The organism is Paenibacillus sp. HJGM_3, assembly GCF_045062745.1.
GTDB lineage: Bacteria > Bacillota > Bacilli > Paenibacillales > NBRC-103111 > Paenibacillus_AA.
Map to the genome: position 1 here is coordinate 1 of NZ_JBJGED010000023.1, position 17,563 is coordinate 17,563.

At 49.3% G+C, this 17,563-nt stretch carries 20 protein-coding genes; 13 read left to right on the top strand and 7 right to left on the bottom strand.

What is annotated here, in order from left to right:
• From ACI5FR_RS22765 to ACI5FR_RS22810, 10 genes are all read left to right on the top strand, one after another.
• Window positions 1-194, top strand: a 194-nt coding sequence (locus ACI5FR_RS22765; protein WP_405458603.1) for a hypothetical protein, incomplete at its 5' end; no start/stop codon positions are given.
• A 99-nt stretch (window positions 195-293) separates the two neighbouring features.
• Window positions 294-1,070 (top strand): hypothetical protein, encoded by a 777-nt coding sequence (locus ACI5FR_RS22770; protein WP_405458606.1) that lies wholly within the window; start codon window positions 294-296, stop codon window positions 1,068-1,070.
• A 16-nt stretch (window positions 1,071-1,086) separates the two neighbouring features.
• Complete coding sequence (locus ACI5FR_RS22775) at window positions 1,087-2,049, top strand: N4-gp56 family major capsid protein (protein ID WP_405458607.1); 963 nt, start codon at window positions 1,087-1,089, stop codon at window positions 2,047-2,049.
• Between the two features lie 55 nt (window positions 2,050-2,104).
• Complete coding sequence (locus ACI5FR_RS22780; protein WP_405458609.1) at window positions 2,105-2,443, top strand: hypothetical protein; 339 nt, start codon at window positions 2,105-2,107, stop codon at window positions 2,441-2,443.
• 50 nt (window positions 2,444-2,493) lie between these two features.
• Window positions 2,494-3,087, top strand: a complete 594-nt coding sequence (locus tag ACI5FR_RS22785) for a phage adaptor protein (protein ID WP_405458611.1) — start codon at window positions 2,494-2,496, stop codon at window positions 3,085-3,087.
• On the top strand, window positions 3,084-4,700 hold the full coding sequence (locus tag ACI5FR_RS22790; RefSeq protein WP_405458614.1) for a glycosyl hydrolase family 28-related protein: 1,617 nt from the start codon (window positions 3,084-3,086) through the stop codon (window positions 4,698-4,700). The genes ACI5FR_RS22785 and ACI5FR_RS22790 overlap by 4 nt, the downstream gene beginning before the upstream one ends.
• Window positions 4,701-4,712: 12 nt before the next feature.
• Window positions 4,713-6,122 carry a hypothetical protein gene (locus ACI5FR_RS22795; protein ID WP_405458616.1) on the top strand — a complete coding sequence of 470 codons (1,410 nt, stop codon included), beginning with the start codon at window positions 4,713-4,715 and terminating at the stop codon, window positions 6,120-6,122.
• Window positions 6,123-6,133: 11 nt separating this feature from the next.
• Window positions 6,134-6,793 (top strand): hypothetical protein, encoded by a 660-nt coding sequence (locus ACI5FR_RS22800; RefSeq protein ID WP_405458618.1) that lies wholly within the window; start codon window positions 6,134-6,136, stop codon window positions 6,791-6,793.
• A 255-nt stretch (window positions 6,794-7,048) separates the two neighbouring features.
• On the top strand, window positions 7,049-8,494 hold the full coding sequence (locus tag ACI5FR_RS22805) for a hypothetical protein (RefSeq protein ID WP_405458621.1): 1,446 nt from the start codon (window positions 7,049-7,051) through the stop codon (window positions 8,492-8,494).
• 6 nt (window positions 8,495-8,500) lie between these two features.
• Entirely contained in the window at window positions 8,501-12,145 is a 3,645-nt protein-coding gene (locus ACI5FR_RS22810; RefSeq protein ID WP_405458624.1) for a hypothetical protein, read from the top strand.
• On the opposite strand, the gene ACI5FR_RS22815 is transcribed toward ACI5FR_RS22810, so the two are convergent.
• Entirely contained in the window at window positions 12,132-12,272 is a 141-nt protein-coding gene (locus ACI5FR_RS22815; protein ID WP_405458627.1) for a hypothetical protein, read from the bottom strand. The two genes, ACI5FR_RS22810 and ACI5FR_RS22815, sit on opposite strands and share 14 nt — an antisense overlap.
• Before the next feature lie 250 nt (window positions 12,273-12,522).
• On the opposite strand from ACI5FR_RS22815, the gene ACI5FR_RS22820 reads away from it, so the two are divergent.
• Window positions 12,523-13,113: a hypothetical protein gene (locus ACI5FR_RS22820; protein WP_405458629.1), complete on the top strand. Its 591-nt coding sequence runs from the start codon at window positions 12,523-12,525 to the stop codon at window positions 13,111-13,113.
• Window positions 13,070-13,831, top strand: coding sequence for a peptidoglycan recognition protein family protein (locus ACI5FR_RS22825; protein WP_405458631.1), 762 nt, complete (start codon window positions 13,070-13,072; stop codon window positions 13,829-13,831). Before ACI5FR_RS22820 ends, ACI5FR_RS22825 begins: the two co-directional genes overlap by 44 nt.
• Window positions 13,832-13,883: 52 nt before the next feature.
• Here ACI5FR_RS22825 and ACI5FR_RS22830 read toward each other — a convergent pair whose 3' ends face one another.
• From ACI5FR_RS22830 to ACI5FR_RS22855, 6 genes are all read right to left on the bottom strand, one after another.
• A complete protein-coding gene (locus ACI5FR_RS22830) occupies window positions 13,884-15,011 on the bottom strand; it encodes an acyltransferase family protein (RefSeq protein ID WP_405458632.1) in 1,128 nt (375 codons plus the stop codon).
• Window positions 15,012-15,260: 249 nt separating this feature from the next.
• Window positions 15,261-15,488, bottom strand: a complete 228-nt coding sequence (locus tag ACI5FR_RS22835) for a hypothetical protein (RefSeq protein WP_405458634.1) — start codon at window positions 15,486-15,488, stop codon at window positions 15,261-15,263.
• 23 nt (window positions 15,489-15,511) lie between these two features.
• Window positions 15,512-15,736, bottom strand: a complete 225-nt coding sequence (locus ACI5FR_RS22840) for a hypothetical protein (RefSeq protein ID WP_405458635.1) — start codon at window positions 15,734-15,736, stop codon at window positions 15,512-15,514.
• A 108-nt stretch (window positions 15,737-15,844) separates the two neighbouring features.
• Window positions 15,845-16,123, bottom strand: a complete 279-nt coding sequence (locus ACI5FR_RS22845; protein ID WP_405458637.1) for a hypothetical protein — start codon at window positions 16,121-16,123, stop codon at window positions 15,845-15,847.
• 5 nt (window positions 16,124-16,128) lie between these two features.
• Window positions 16,129-16,671 carry an HAD domain-containing protein gene (locus ACI5FR_RS22850; protein ID WP_405458638.1) on the bottom strand — a complete coding sequence of 181 codons (543 nt, stop codon included), beginning with the start codon at window positions 16,669-16,671 and terminating at the stop codon, window positions 16,129-16,131.
• Window positions 16,668-16,871 carry a helix-turn-helix transcriptional regulator gene (locus ACI5FR_RS22855; RefSeq protein WP_405458641.1) on the bottom strand — a complete coding sequence of 68 codons (204 nt, stop codon included), beginning with the start codon at window positions 16,869-16,871 and terminating at the stop codon, window positions 16,668-16,670. The genes ACI5FR_RS22850 and ACI5FR_RS22855 overlap by 4 nt, the downstream gene beginning before the upstream one ends.
• 356 nt (window positions 16,872-17,227) lie before the next feature.
• Between ACI5FR_RS22855 and ACI5FR_RS22860 the strand changes: the two genes are divergently transcribed.
• Window positions 17,228-17,482, top strand: coding sequence for a hypothetical protein (locus tag ACI5FR_RS22860; RefSeq protein WP_405458643.1), 255 nt, complete (start codon window positions 17,228-17,230; stop codon window positions 17,480-17,482).
• Window positions 17,483-17,563: the final 81 nt, after the last annotated feature.

The following is a 17,563-nucleotide window of genomic DNA, read 5'->3' on the forward strand; positions in this document are numbered from 1 at the left end:
TCGAAACAGCAACCGAATATATCTTCACCGTGACGGATGGAACGGAAGAAAACACGTTCATATATCCATTCGGTAAACAACCGCTTGCTGGCGTGACCTTGGCAGATCATCAACAATCATGCAAACGAGAAGCTATTCTGCTAGCTCAATATGAGATCGATCAGAAGCAACCTCCGACACCGATCAATATCTAACTAACGAACTTCGATAGTCAACATCAGGCCCTTGGTGAGAATCTGGGGGCCTACTTGTATTACAATCAGCGCCTACCACAGCGCGAAAGGAGAACTACCATGGAAGAACAAGTCACCAACCATAGTGACGTGATCGAAACACCAATAGAATCGACAAATACAGAGGCAGCACCCACAGAGGTTACCACACCACCAGTGGAGCAGCCGAAGGGCATTACGGTCAAGTACAACAAAGAAGAGAAGTTCGTGACCGAGGATGAGATCCCGCAATGGGTTCAGAAGGGCCTCAACTATGACAAAGTGTCAGAGAGAGCCAAGCAAGCTGAAAACTATCAACAAAGCTTAGACCGTATAGCCAAGTTCTACGGGTACGAATCACATGATGATTACATGAAGGCGCTGGATGAAGCCGAAACGCAGCGGCAAATTGAGGCCGAAGCGAGGCGCTTGGGCGTGGACCCGTCTGTCATCCAAGAGTACGTGCAGCCGATGAAAACCGAAGTGCAAACGCTGAAACAACAGCTCGAACAGTACAAAAATGCCGAAATCATGAAAATGATCGAAGCCGAAGAAGCAGATATCCGCAAAGATGACCCGGGCTATGATCAAATCAAGGATCAGGTACACGGCCTCGCCATGCAGCGCGGGCTAAAGGTGTCGGAAGCGTATATCTTGCTGACGCATTCAAAGAAAGTCGAGCAAGCCAAGCTCCAAGCGGAGCAAGAAGCGATAACGAAACTCAAACAAAACGCCGACACCTCTACGGGCGCGCTAGGGGCCGATGCGCCGGAAGAAAAGACTGGGTATCTCAACATGACCCCGGCAGAGCGTAGGGCCTTCCGAGAGCGCGTGAAGCGTGGAGAAGTGGTCATCTAAAGGAGATGGGTAAACAATGGCAACAAATGTACAAGGGTATAATCCTACATCGGGCGTAAATGCCCTAACTGCGGAGCAACACACATACTTTCAGGACGCAATGCTTGAGCGTCTGATCCCCGAGCTGCAATGGACCAAATACGGCGACAAAAAGCCAATCCCGAAGCGTAAGGGTGCGACTACCAACTTCCGCCGCCTGAACAGTTTGAACGTTGTAACAACAGCCATTACCGAAGGTGTAACGCCGGATGGGGTGGACCTGTCGATCACACCGGTAAATGCTACGGTACAAGAGTACGGCAACTGGACCAAAATTTCCGAGTTCATCAACATGACCGGCTTCGATCCGCTTTTGACCGAAGTCTCCGAGTTGATGGGTGAAAACGCGGGGGAGTCCATTGACATCATTGTGCGTGACATTCTCGCAGCAGGTTCGAATGTGGTTTACGCCAACGGAAAGACGGCGCGTAACCTGGTGGCGGCTGCCGATAAAATCACGGCTGCAGACATTCTGAAAGTGCGCCGCGCCCTGAAACGGGCCAAAGTAAAGCCGATCAAACTGCCAGGTGGGGGGACCGGATACGTATCTCTGATCCACACCGATGTGGCGATGGACTTGATGCAAACGTCGGAATGGATCAGCCAAAACACGTACGTGGATACGAAGAACCGTGAGGAGGGTATTCTTGGCAAACTCTACGGGATTTACTTCGTTGAAGTGGATAACGGTGTTAAGTTTGCCGGCGCAGGTGCATCGAGCGCAGACGTTTTCGGTACGATTTTCCTCGGTCGCGGAGCTTACGGTATCCCTGACATTGAGGGCAGCGTAAAGCCTGAAATCATCGTTCATCCTGCCGGTTCTGCGGGTTCTGCCGATCCGCTCAACCAGTTCAATACGGTCGCTTGGAAATGCGCATTTACGGCGGTTCGCTTGCAGGAACTCGCTATCGTACGATACGAAAGTGGCGCATCTGCTTAAACCAATTCAAACGGGGAGGGCTTAGGCTCTCCCTGAACTTTAGGAGGGTTTACCTATGGCACGTGGTGTGAGAACCGAAGAAATGGATTTGACCGAAGATACCGTTAAAGTGGAACCGTCGCTCGAACGCGAAGCGGAGATGTCCGCACGAAGCGCAGCGAAGCAATTAAAGGCCATGCCGAAGAAAACCATCTTCATCCCGATTGACCCGCTGAACCCTGACGATAAGGTTGCGGTTGTAGGATTTAACGGCGTATTCTACACAATCCCTCGAGATCAGGAGTTTGAAGTACCGGAAGCCGTGTACGAGATCTGGAAGGACTCTGAGCGCCGGACGCGTGAAGTTTATAAGCGAGTCGATGAAAGCACAAGAAAAGAAGTACGCGTGGTGTAGGGGGTGGACGACAAGTTCGCCTCCTTTTTTTATATATGGAGGTGTCAAGCATGGGCATGAGCCTGCAGCAAATCTTGGATGAAATCAAAGAGCGGTACCCCGCTGCCCAATCGCTTGCGGACAGCAGCATTATCCGCAAAATCAACAATCTGCAAGCAGAGTTATTTCGCACGATTCACAAGCCGATTGTATCCGATACGCGGGATATCATCGCAAATACGTTTGAGTATGCTATCAGTTATTCCCCCTCTAAAATCACGGGTGTGATCGTCGATGGTACCGAGATTTACGAGCGCAACGCCAAAGGCAGTGATGTGCCGCAAAGTCATTTTTACTACTTCGCGGAGAATAAGCTGTGCCTCTACCCCACACCACCCGAAGACATATCGGACGGCATGACTGTGTTTCACTTTCAGGAACCCTATATTCTATCTACCGGTGACACCGGACGCCTCCCGGACTTCGACCCGGATTTTCATATGATGCTTGTATATGGCACGATCGTGTCCATCACGGAAGTATTCCGAGGAGACATGCGGGATGCCTTCGTTTCAAGTTACAACGACCTCGAGCGGGAATTTTTAAAGGCCCAAGAAAAGGCGGAATATCATGTTATTCAAGATGTATGGGGGGTGTTCCCTTGAGCACGGTAAAAGAGTTAATTGCATGGCAGCGGGCCAACGTAGAAAGTATCGATCCGGCGAAGGGAATCATCAACGTTCGGGAGTACGGCGCGAAAGGTGACGGCATCCAAGACGACACCGCCTACATTCAACAGGCAGTCGATCGAAACAGCGATGGCGAGGGGGCGGTGATCTGGTTCCCAGCGGGCGGCACATACAAAATCACCGGACCGATCCACATGTACGACAATACCGTAATTTGGGGATACGGCGCGACGCTCCTAGCAGGTACGGGCTTCAACGCAATCGGGAATGGGATGTTAAGCAACATCTCCGGCAACTACTTATCACCAACTTTCACTTATACGGCATCGAAAAACATATCGGTGTACGGGTTGACGTTCAAATCGGAAAATAAGCTCAGTCAGGCGGTTCAGTCGTACCCTTTTGTTATCTACAGCGCGGCCCCCGCAGTGTTTACAGGCGTACACATCCAGGACGTTAGCATCATTGACCTCTACGGCGGCGGGATTCTCTTATTCGAAGCCCGGAACGTATTTGTCAGCAACTACACCTGCACGGGGTACCGGACGGACGGAGCATTGGCGTGGGGGGGTGGCATTAACTTTTGGGGCGTTCAAGACGCCATCATCGACAACTTCATTATCAAAGACAGCGATACCCCAGGATGGCACGGAGTCATCGTGTCCGAGTGGGATTCCGGCCCCGAAAATGTGATCATATCAAACGGTTTGATTCAGAACGTTGACGGGGATGGGATTAGCTGCGAATCCCCGCACTTCCCAGGAAGAAACGTTTCTATTGACAACGTGTTCATAAAGGACATCCCGGCACATGCAATTCACGTTACGGGTGGACCGTTTTATATCAGCAATATCACCATGGAGAATGTCGATTATGCGATCTATGCTGATAACGGATTCCGCGCCGAAGTGTATATCGACAAACTGATGGTAACAAACAGTAATAGCACTACAAACGCGGTCATCCATCACAACTCAGGAAATGACACGTCCATCTGGCACATTCGAAATTGCCGATTCCAAACCATTTCTTACCGCGCATTAGATCTTTTCCTGTTTAAGGAACTTATCATCGAAAGCCTTCAAATTTTGACCGTACAAGATAGGGCCATAAGCATTGCATCGAACGCCAATGCAAGGATTATTGCGATGCGTGACATTGAAATTGTGGATCCGGGGCAAAAGGGTGGTGTTGACTATACCATCAACATCAACGACGATACAGCCGCAACCCATATCGAAGGCGTCATCATCCGTTTCACAGGGGCAACTAAAACAAACTTTGGCATTGGACTCTGGCTTCAACCAAAACTGCTGTTGAAACAAGTCTATATGGACGCTTGCGGTACAGCTAGGTATGCAGTCAACCGTGCTTCGTTATACAGCGCATCTCAGATTGATTATCAAATCGAAAGCATCGAAAATAATGTAAAAATCGTGCGAGGCTCTTCAGCCCCTGCATCAGGAAACTGGGACCGGGGAGACACCTACTATACCACCACGCCATCGGCTGGCGGGAAAATTGGTTCGGTTTGCACGGCATCCGGCGCGCCCGGTACGTGGAAACCATTCGGAGCCATTGATGCATAAGGAGGGGATCGCGTGAATCCATGGCCGAAAATTCAGCAACGGCCGGCTACGGTGCAGCGAGAGTTCAGGGGCACAGATAAACGGGATGCGTTCAGCATCGGCGGCGCGTTTGCCTCGGACATGAAGAATCTGACCAGTAGTCAATACCCAGCGCTCACAGTGAGGCCGGGATATACGGTGTTGGGCGCAGCGATCGGAACAAAGGTGCTTGGACTCGGCGTCTGGAAGGACACGGAGTTACACGCGGTGTTCAATGACGGTACGTGGAGGAAATGGACCGGCAGCGCATGGACAACGCTCGCAAGCGGACTCTCGACCACCGCAGAGGCGTATTTCACCAATTTCCAAGGCGCATTCACGGACATTAACCTCATCATGGCCAATGGCGTAGACGCAGTGAAGAAGTATGACGGGACCACGGTGTCTAACCTTCTCAATGCGCCAGCGAACGCCAAGTACATTACCACCTTCCAGAATCGCCTATGGGTATCGCTAGGCAAGGAAATCCGGGCGTCTTCGCTCGACAATGGCGAAGAATGGTCCGTGTTCACCGATGATTCCAAGTCATTCGGCAAGGATATCGAATCTCCACAAGGGGAGATGATAAACGGCCTGTTTGGGGAACTGAACAAACTGACGATCAGCTTTCCCAACTCCATTCGTAAACTCATGGGAAGCGTTCCCTCCGACTTCAACGATCAGAACGTATCGCAGACGCTCGGTATAACGAATAACCGGTCCGCGGTCACACTAGACGGTACCATGTACCTGTTCAACCCGAGCGGACTATACAGTTACGGGGGTGGTATCAGTCCAGATAAATCGTTCTCGCAAGCCGTGCAGTATTACCCGGACAATTCCAATGCTATAGCAAGAGGGCAATCCGCTGCCGGAAGCGATGGCAAGAACCTTTACTTCTCAATACCGGTAGAGAGCTCGAGCGCACCTGACACGATAATTGAGTACGACAACCAGAACCGTACCTGGAACGTCTGGAATGACCTCTCAGCCCTTCATTTCACCAAGATGGGGAATGATCTATATATAGGTGATGCAAGCGGCAGAGTGCTGAAAATGGGCGGCACAAGCGACAATGGAACCGCCATTAACTGGCATTGGGTGAGCAAGGTGTTCACAGCTCCGTCTATGGCGCAGGTTATTCGTTGGCTGAGCATGTGGATCACGGTATCACTTCCGGTCGGCAGCACCATGAACGTGTATCTGAGCAAGCAACCAACGGGAGATGATACGTGGGAGTCTGTGGGCTCCATAACGGCCTCTAGCAGCCTTCAGAAGCGTTCGATATACGTACAGTCCAGTAAGGTCGTAAACGCCACGCAGATGCGCTTTATGATCGCTGGAACAGGTCCGGTTACGATACATGAGGTGTCGTTCGAACAGGATCAGTTGCCGCTTAGATAGGAGGGTGTAGAATGGGGAATTATACGTCCATTCCAGTAGAACCGAAGGGAACCAAGACGCTGGAAGAATGGGTTAATCATATTGCGAACGTTGTCGCTATGAATCAGGAAGAGATTGAGAACCTACTAGGCGGTAGACTCAGTTCCCTGAACATCCGCGAGTTGACGGCTGATAAGATCGTAACCGGCACGCTTTTAGCCGCTCTAGTAACCATCGCATCCAGCCTTACCGGACAACGAGTGGTCATAGATGATTCTGGATTGCACACTTATGATGAGTTTGGAATAGAGCGCCTGACCATAGGCACGGCACCGGTAAAAGGAGTAAAAGCTATCACCGGACGGGATGCGACAGGAATCGCGCAGAGTGTCTATGCCTATGATACAGAGACGGTAGATGGCGCTGTGAGAACAGGGCAATATATTACCGCGCATGGAGCATACTTATTGCTGGAATCTAGTGGATCATTTCGAATGCAAGATTCAGCGGGGCGAGGAATTCGTGCAGCAGGAACTCGACCTGAAGTAAATGACGGCTTCGGATGGTCACCCATAGCAAAAAAATCAGAAGTAGATGCAAAAGCGAACGCATTTACTGGTTTTACTGGTTCTTTTAGTACAGGCACACAGACTATAAATGTATCAAATGGCATCATAACGTCTGTCGTTTAGGGGGTGTCCTATGTCAATTCAGGATTACGAGGTTCTCTATAATCTACTATTCATCGTGATTCTCATTTTTGTGTGCAGTATGGGCAGCTTATTCACGGTATGGTTGTATAGAAAGAGTTTGATATACTGGCTATTCTCGACAATTTACTTTGTTGGAATCACCTTTCTAACGATCACAATATGGTACTTTACCATAGGATTTGCAGTTTAGGTCTCGAGAGAGGCCTTTTTTATTTACTCCAAAGGGGTGAAACGATGGCAATCGATAACAAATACGGATACCGCGCCTACTTGCGAGACAAAGGATTCAAGGACGATGAAATCACGTATGATACGGGTCAAAACGCAGTCCTAGCACGCGGGAAGTTCTTCGGCAATGCAACGCCGGAGGCCGATGGGTCCACATATAATTCGCGGGGAAACCTGGATGCGATGTTTAAAGCCTATCAAGCGTCGAACATGCCGAGCTATACGGACCGCACGAACACGCTGCTGAACAAAGCGGAGGAGCGCCTAAATCAACCGCGAACGCCGTTTCAATACAACGCGCAAGCCGATCCGCTCTATCAGAACGCATTACAAGCCGCACAAGCGGGGGCAGCCACGCAACAGGGGAATACATTGGCGAAACTCCGGGCGATGGGTCAGGGTAAGTCTTCGTATTCGGAAGGCGTCGCGAACCAGATCGGGCAACAGGCTGTAGCGGACGTGAACTCGAGAGTGCTGCCGGAACTCACTCGACAAGCGTATCAACGTTATATCGATGAGCAGACCGCAGACCGCCAGAATTTTGGCGATACGGTGCAATTGGCAGGGGTGTACAACAACCTGGGGCAGCAGGATAAAGACAATGCGTACCGTGACAACGTATTCGGGGAGCAGAAGAAGCAAAACAACCTTGACGCTGCTCTTCGAGTCGGTCAGCAATTGGGCCGCGTGATTCAGCCGAAAGAGGATTACAGCAATCTGTTCAACCAGACGGATGCACCTCTCAGTCTCCAAGGGCAAGAAGCAGCGGACCAAGCCGCACAGAGATCGCTTCAAAATGCATGGATGGCTGCTGAACAAATTGGCACCGTAACCCCGGAACTTTCGGCACTAACAGGGCTACCGGTAGGGACCTCGACGCTACAAGCACGACAGGTTGCATCATCTATCGCCAATGCTAGTGCCGACAATGCACGGGCAGATTCGGCGGATAAGAGGGCAGCAACATCGGCGGAACAAGGCCGCTTAATGGATATCTGGAGAGCTACAGGGAAGGCACCTGCTGGGATTCCGGGGGTAGCACAAGGAACGCCTTACGGCGGTCAAGGGAAGAGTAATTTTGACGAGGAGAAGCGCGGGTTAGTCGATGCATTACGAGGTGGTCAATTATCACCATCTCAAGCCTATATGCAGATCGGTGAAGATCAAAAACTCGGGTTCTATACGCCGGAAGAAGCGAACCAACTCCGGGCGATGGTCGAAACGCTTTCCCCTTCCGTATCCCGACCGCCAGAGCTAACCAGCGAACAGCGGCAGCAAGTCGAGAATCCGCCTAGCCAAAGGGAATTAGAACACCTGTATAAAGAGCAAGGACAAGGGAAACCAATGCTGGATTGGATGGCATGGTATCGAGATCCGAACGGTAGAATCGGCGGTGTAGACTTCGACACATGGTCACGAGTAAGCGGTCCACGACTTGGAGCGAGGAAGTGATAACGCATGCCATTTGCACAGTATTCACGGAAATCGAGTTCAGCGAGTGCGAGCCAACCGTATAGCACGGACAAAGTGAATAAAAGCATAGAGAATGCCCGGAGGCGAATTGAAGACTCCGGGTTTTCTGTTGCTGATGCGGACAAACGGAATCGCGTTGAAAAGTTCCTGAACCTACCGGAGAAGCAAAACGCCTTTTTTGATGTGCTGGAGATACTAGGGCGACCACTCTCCGGCGTCACGAACGCACTCCACGAAAGCTCGCAGGGTGGGAGCGCGGGTCAAGGATTCGTGCGCGGGTTAACCGGCAAGGATCGCACACGCGGCTCCGACCTTGTAGAAGACATGGGGATTGAAAATAAAGCCGCGAAAGCCATCCTTGGTACGGGATTGGATATCGCGCTCGATCCTCTGACCTACGTTCCGGGTGGGGTTATTGCAAAGGGCGTGTCCGTTCCTGCGCGGGGATTTGCCAAGTATGCTACAAAAGCATACCAGGCCGTGGAGAAGAAGTCGCCGAAGCTCGAGAAACTACGGACGGAGACAATCCAACCGGCTGCAGAGCGGGCAAAAGATACGATAGGGCGTATGTTTGTACCGAACTACAAGCTCGATGAAACCTTGCAAGGCACCAAAGACGACACGATCCTACGCGCAAAACAAGAGACGGAAAACAAAATCCGGTACCAGACCGAAGAAAGCGCGAAGGATATTTCCGATTCGGCACGATTAGCAGGTGGAATTGACAAAGGGATCGAAACCGGTCGGATTATAGAAGCACCACTTCGGCAGTTTGAGGATGTCAAAGCATACGAGTTCCCGGACGGCTTACAACGGACGGAGAACAGAGGCGACCTTCTGGCCGAAGTGGGCAGAACAAAATCCGCGATTACGGACATCGGTAAGGAAATCAAGACGAATGACAAGGAATTCGGCGGTGCAATCAGTGAATTCGCTCGGGGCCTGGATCAAACAGACGCCGAGATACAAAAACTATTCGCCGGACTTGAACGTCAAGCCGGAAAGGACTTGGATGCTGCAACCCGAGCGAACATGAGAGAGGCTGGGAAGGAACTACGGCGCGTCACAAGCCAAATCAACAACTATGATGGAACAAGGAATAGTTTGGTCCGACAATTCAAGAACACGATCCGGGAGCAGCATGACAGCAAATTTGATCTTGTACGTCAAGTGAGGGCGACCGCGCCAAATGGGGTAAAGGGTGTAAATACAACTGACCTCCCTGCCGGAATCGTAGTCCGTGAAGGCGGTAAAGGTATCGACGAGGTAGCGGATGAACTTGGCTATCAGTATGCGGATGATCTGGTTCAGGACTTAAAGCGTGTCAAGGACATTCCGCGGCGTCTGGATAATGACACGCTGGAGACTATGGCCCGAACTGAGATGGAGCGATCCGGCGCTTTGAAATACCTGGACGACACGTTCAAGGAGCTGCAAGTATCGCGCGAGACCCTAATCAAGAGTCTGAAAGATATGCCTAAGACTGCGGCGAAAGGTAAAGCTGCTAAGACCACAGAGAAGGCGTTTATGGACTTGGAGAAGGACCCGAGATACATTGACTTGATCCGACAACGGGAAGCGCTCAAAGGTCAACTGGATGCGTTACGTGGCGAATCCAAAGCAGATCGACAAGGCAAACTGGACCAGATTAAAGCACTTGAGGATGAGATCGAATCTCTTCGGGAAGTAGCGAGGAATCCGGTTATGGTGCAGAAGGAAATTCCTCGTCCTGAACGCGAATTATCAACCGATCCTGCGGTTAATCAAGCGGCTCGTAACCTAGTCCGATCGAATGCCGCGATTCGGCAACTTGCCCTCGATAACGATATTTCCATTAACGAAATCGAGGGCTATATGACGCACGTATTGGCACGTGAGGAGCGAAAACGCCGCGCCAATATGAAAGCCATTGACCGAGGGAACAGAGGCACAGGTAGCCCGAGCAAAGGCGTTATAAAGGAGCGTACCCTTACGGGATCAGCGGAAGATGTGAATGACCGTTTACGAGCTGCCGGTCGGTTGAAAGAAGACGAAAACTTCTTCGAGCCCAACGCTTTTTTTGCTACCGCGATTGGTCAAAAGCGCTTAATCGAATACATTCATTCCGTGAATTTCCGCAGACAAGTGTTAACGAATCCGAACTTTGCACGGAAATATGAGAAGGGTATGGAGATCCCGAATAATGCCGTGGTCATTGATACGGCTAACTATAGATTTATGAAAGACGTCGACGACATGCCGGAAGTGGTGGACGAAATCGGCGGTCAGTACATCGTCACCAAGAGTGTGAAGCAAGCGCTAGACCGTTACCAGAAGCTTACGACCGACGAAGGGGTGACGGGATTCCTTAAAGTATTCGACACCCTACAAAGCGGCTGGAAGCGTCTAGCGCTGTTCTCGCTTCCTTACCACCTACGGAATGATGTGGGAGCCAAGTTTAACAACTGGGTCGGCGGCATGAGCTCGCCGGATATCGCGAAATACTCCGCACAGGCTGACGTGGATGTGTACAATGCGGTTATCAAGAATAACGAATCCCCATTGTACAAGGCATTCCGGGAACAAGGATTAGGATCGTCTGGGCTGTCGGCGGTTGAGTTTGCACGTAGAGGGCAGGAGCCGGAGGATGCTATTCGGAAAACGATCGAGAAGCGTAGTCAGTTTGACGGGACACTGGGAGGGCGGTTGAAGGCAGAAGTCAAGAGCCTCAAGAATCCGCTAAACGCTTTTGAGACGTCGCGACAATTCGGGGATTTCATCGACCAGACAAACCGCTTTGCGCTGTTTAAATGGTTTGTGGAAAAGAACAAAGAGAAGTATGCGACCGAAAAAGAACTCTATGAAGCCGCGGCTAAAAAAGTCCGGGAGGTGCAATTCGACTACTCGAATCTGACGCCATTCGAACAGGAATTTGCTTCTCGGGTAATCCCGTTCTACCGATGGATGCGGAATAACATCCCATTTCAAATCAAGCAATTTATCAACGATCCAAGGAAGTACGTTGCGGCCAATAAGCTGAGACTTAATGCACAAGATGCGGTGGGGCTTAACGAGGAAGAGTTGCCGGATTGGATGAAGGAGCAGTTTGCATTCCCAGTAACGGGTGACGGGAACAAGGGGAAATTTGTAGCGCTGAACCTTCCTTTGGGGGACTTGACCAAGTTAGCGAGTCCGTTAAAAATGGGCATCGATTCCCTGAGTCCTGTACTCAAAACGCCGATTGAAGTCGGCATGAACCGCAACTTCTTCTTTGACAAGCCCATTGAGAAATTCGAGGGGCAGGAAAAGCAATTCGCGGTACCATCTAACATCTTGGGGTTGAACATTCCAGGCGGGGGTACTCCATTGGGCGGCATTGACGCAACAAGGGCGTATGTACTGGAGTCGCTTGGCGGGCAACCGGTGCGGCAGCTTAGTAACTTCTTCATGCGGGCTAAAGACGCCGATCAAGACAGTAAGTTTAGGGATCCGGGGTTGGGGATTAGCAGCTTTTTGAAGCCGTATGATGCGGAGCAAGCGAGGTACTTCCAGGCGTTGGATGAGCTGCGGAAGCTGCAAGACTTGATGAACTACATTGAGCAGCAGACCGGGGAGAGACCGAGGACTCTTGCGGAGATTAATCGTCGTTAGACTTCTTGAACACTTTGTCGCCAATGCCGGTAAATATGTCCGTAAACAACATCATGGCGACGAACATGAGGAGGCCGACGATTATCCAACCCACATCTACGATCCAGTCTTTTAGGTATTGAAGCACAAAAACCACCTCCTGTACCCACTATCTTACGTTATACGCTATGTCCAGTATACCAGAATGTGTTAGTCTAATCCCGAAGAGTCGAGGAGCAAGCAGCCCCGGCTCTTTTTCTATTGGAGGTAAACATGATCGAAGCCGCCATCATCACCTATTGCTCCTGCTGTATGCGTCCTGCTGACCAGTGCCGTAATCACCCTCCTCCGGCGACGTATGAGGTTACCGTGAGGCTCCCAAGGGGTGATATAGGCAAGTGTACGACTTCCTCATCGACACGGCGCATACGCTCGTAAAGAATGGCCTCACCCTCTCTAGCGCCGGGGCCATTGTCTTTTTGCTGTTAAAGCAACGCCGGTTAAAGAAACGGCTTCGCAAGTTCATCCCTTGGCTGCTGCAAGAGGATAACGAGGTCAAGGAGTACGTGACCAATCAACAAATAATCATGGAGAATCAGCGTCGTATGATGCGGAAAATGGAGATCGAGCCATGCGATTCACTACCGAATATCTCGAATCCAGCCAAGATCCTGCACACAGGGAATTACTTTTCTTACTCACGCAAGGATATCGCACCGGCAAGCCGGTTAAAAAGGAGGATGAAGAGGATGTTAAAGAAAATAGGAAGTCGTAAGTTCTGGGCGCTTGTAGCGGCGTGTGTGACGAGCTGCCTTGTGCTGTTCGGCGTTTCAGAAGACGTAACGCTCAAGGTTGTGGCGTTGATCGGCCATATCGGCGCAATCATGACGTACTTGCTTGTCGAAGGGAGTATTGATAAAGCTCGAGCGAAGGGAGACAACACGGATGAGTCTACGCAACATTTCACTGGTGGCGGGCCTGCCGTTTAATGTCCCGCCTATCGAGGATATCACGGATCAGCTCCCGCGACATAAGAAGTATACTTGGGAGACATATCCGAAGGAACGGATTATCCGAGGCGTGAACAAAGGTGGGTATTTCGCTCCAGGATTCAGACCGTTGGAAGGCGAAGAGGTTGACACAATAATCGTGCACCACTCCGGCCCACCGGCAGGAGGAACGATTCAAGGCCACGCTAACTATCATGTCAACACACATGGTTGGGCGGGAATTGGATACCACATTGTTATCGACAATGGGCGTATATTCCAAACAAACGATCTAATGTCCATGACGTTCCATTGTGGAGGCCATAACACGTACACGGTGGGCATCTGCGTGAACGCGGACTTATCGCAAAGGGAAATCACTTCTCGGGAGCGAGAGCTGTTGTATGCGGCCATTCTGACCGTGAAATCGCTTCTGTCGATTAAGGATATTCTCGGTCATAATCAACTAAATGACACGCTTTGCCCAGCAACATCTATGGAACAGATTCGGGGCGACATCGCGAAGTTGGAGCTGCAAATGAAGGCGGCTGTTGATCCGGCTAAGGTGGCGCACAAATGCTATGTGGCGACCGAGCAACATCGATGGTTATACAGTCAGTACGCCGCGGATCCGAAGGGGCAAAAATATCTCGAACCCCATCTGTTGGAGTTGTACGAGATGATGAAGGAACGCGGTCTATTCTTCGGCAGCGAGTAAACAAAACAAAGCCCCCACATCCACGCGGGGGCTTGTTCTGTTAGTGAAGATTTTAATTAACCGTTGTGCCTTTAGCTCGCAATGGTTTCGAAGGCCCTCTTTTTAGTTGATTGACCCGATTTTGACGATACGTTTCAATCGGTTTCATGACGTAATTCACCAGTATCATGGAGAAAAGTAGGGTACACAGAATTGAAAGAATGCCAGTGAATTGCTTCTCTTGGAAGACGTTAAAGGAACCGAGCAAATGAAAGATAAAGACGTGTGAGATATAGATCGGATAAGATAACTCACCAATCCATTGATCCGTTTTAATACTTTTTGAATATGTAAAGATATACGGTAGCGAGAAGGCGAAAACCGCATAGAAAATCCATTGCTTCGCATCGGGATTTGTTTTCCAAATGAATGGGTAGAAGAGGATCACAGTCCCAATCACAAGTAATAATGCTTGTCCAATACGTTGCGTGAGAACATCTTCTTTTAATCGAACATATTGCTTATAAGCAATCGCGCCTGCAATGAAAAAGGCTAACTCATTCGGAAAGAATCGATATGTAAACGGGTCCGAAGGAAAACCTGTGGCGTATATGTAAAACCGAAGGGCGAGACTAGAGAGTAGTATGACCGTTAATGTTTTCGCGCTGCGGCGAACAAATAAAGGTGCAATTAAATAAAACATCAATTCGATCGCCAATGACCACGCCTGCGGCACTAACAAAAAAATATGTACAGGTGGTTTACTGAATTGAAACCATGCCGTTAGATCGAGCATACCGGATGGTTTAAACTCCATAAACATGACCAAATCTTGACCGAAAATTACAATGTTTGTGAGCACTAGGTATATCCAGGAGAGCGGATGCAAGAAGTCTGCAAACTCGTAATAATACAGGGTGAACGGATCTTTATTGATCGAATACTTAATCACCGAAATCAGAACAATTAGCGCGATTACCACCCAATAGGCCGGAAATATCTTCAGGAACCGGTTCGAGATGAAGAGTTTATAGGACCCCGGTCCTTTATACTTTTCGTTCAAGATCAGGGCCATATAGAACCCGGATATCATAAAAAAGGATTGAACCGCAATAATCCCTCCCACCGAGGTGAGGCCGAACACCGAAGACGTATGTCCAATGACAACTGCAATAGCTAATAATAATCGTATAGTTCCCACTTAGATGCTCCTTTTAGATATATTAAAACCCTTGTTCTCGCCAATAGGCATATTGCATGGGGCTCATTTCGACATACCGGATGAGGCCCGAATTTGAAATGAGCATGTGATAATACTTCCCCGTATTCGCGTGAAAGTTGTATACGTGTGAATCCCCTTCGACCCCGAACCGTTGGAGCTTGCCGGTGCTTTTCAGGTAGGCTAACGCCTCCTCAAACGAGTCGAATTGCTTGGGGTAGTGTTGGTAGGTCATTGGCGTATCTGTTCTAGGGCTGCCCTTGCAACCATTCCGACATCGTGCGGACGTTCTTCGCTATCCAATACAATCATATCGGAGTATTTGTATAAGGATTCTTCTACGATCTGTAGAAGAGAGAGTAGTTCGGTCATGTCTTCAACATATTCATAAGGTTCAATGCGGTCGCGGTATTTATCGACAAACTCGATCTTTTCCTTGATCTGCTCAATTCTTCCCATGTGTATCCTCCTTCTTAACAATTTTAAGATAATCTTGCCAAATGTTTGTGTTTTGCTTTGTCCGTAGGTTCAATGGCTATTAAATCGGCAATACCTATATAGCCATTTTTACAATGGTGAATCGATAACAAATTTTTTTCGTCTCTTGCCGATTCAATAGCTATAGTTGTAGCATCTGGGTAGCTTACGGGTCCAAATTTATCCCCGCAGTTTCGACATCGATATATCAACGTACCTCTATCTTCCATCCTTCATCACTCCTTCTTAAATAGTTCATCTATCGTACCTTTAATATCAAAACCGGGGATTCGGCCCCCGTTTCACTGGGTGATGCGGTCGATTCGAAGCCTTAAAACCTAAATGCCAATCTCATTCATCATCTGTTCGAGTGTCTGGTACTGATATGATTTCCTCTCGATATTCTGTTTGCACCGATACACTTGGATTGTATAGCGAGGGTTGTCTAGATCTTTAAACTTCCAAAGGTAATTGTCTATATCTCCGTCGAAACCGCCGATCCAAGATTCTTTTTGGTTGATAATTCCGATGACCGGCTTGTGTGAATGTGAAGTGACAATCACCTTAGTTCCATGCGGCATTCCCATTAGATCGCATGATGTGAGTGCTTGTTTCATCCTCTTTACTCCTTCTTAAACATCTTATCAATCTCACTGTCTATATTAAAACCAAAATCCTCTACGGCTACCGCTGCGCTAAGTATTTCGGTCGTCTCGAAGGCCTGCGGCAAAACCTGTTCGCGGTTGAGCAACGCAATCGCTTCTTCCCGTCTCTCGTCTGTTAAACCACTGTAATCCTTGCAATGGACAAGGTGAGGGAGCAAATCACCCATATCGTCATCATCATCAAGTATTACATACGATTCAATCGGTTTGTTTAATTCGTCCATAAACTGTTTGATTTCGATGCCTCGAATGACGTCCTCAATAACGGGCGTTTTACCAATCACGTACTGATCAAGGTCATAACACGTCATAACGTGATAAATGTCCTTAAACTTCCGCCAAGTTGACGATAAAACAATCTTTGCACCCGTACGTTTCACGATCTCCCGGAGATTGCGCACAGCAACGGGGCAGAACTCCTGCATGTGGTGCAAGCGACTACGTACCATGTAATCTCGATGGTTCATAACTCCATCGATATCTAAAAAGATTAGCTTCATCCTTGTTCCTCCTCCACACTCCAAATTTCTTCCACATGCATTTCCAAGACTGCTGCGATCTTCAAGGCACTTTCAATCTCGGGTTTCTTCCCGTTCACAATATCGCTTATCGTGTTGCGGTTCAATCCAGTTTTTTCTGCAATGTACTTTTGCTTTAATCCTCGTTCGGTCAAAATGTCGCGTAGGTTGCTGCGAATCATCTGCTTTTCACCTCTACATATATATTCGCCATCCTCTTACAAAATCCTGCACATTCATGAAAATAATCCTGTAAGTACAGGCATAAATCAACAAGCCACCCCAATAAACATAGGATTACAACACGTTTAGAGGTGGTGAAACGATTGGCAAACCCAAGATTTGTAGGGGCGAGGCTACGCAAGGGAATCGATGACGATTTGTACGATGCAACCAAGGATTTGGACGGGAACAGCAAGTCCGAGCTAATTCGTGTAGGGCTGAGAATGGCGTTAAACATCCGCACGCAGAAGGTTGTAGAAGTGAAGGAAATCCCGGTTGTCGCCCCGATCGTATGGCGACCAAAAGGAGGCCCAAAATGAAAGCAGCGTATCGGTATAAGTTTGACTTTGATTCGGAACAACCGATTCCGGCTCACGATCCAAGTCCATCGTTATTTAACATGGCAGCACCTTGGCTCATTGATAATATGCTGGCGATTGACGTTGTACTCGCAGGAGCATGGGCCGTCAAATGGGTGTATTACGGCGGTTATCACGTCCTCATTAGTGGGCTTATTCGGTTTTGTCCGGGGCTGTACACGTTGGCGACCACTGGTCAGTTAGGCGGGTGAACAACCTGTGAAAGTCCGAGCCGAACGTGCTGTGATCGAGTCATTGCATGTTCTTCGCGTCATTCTTGACTTTATCAGCAT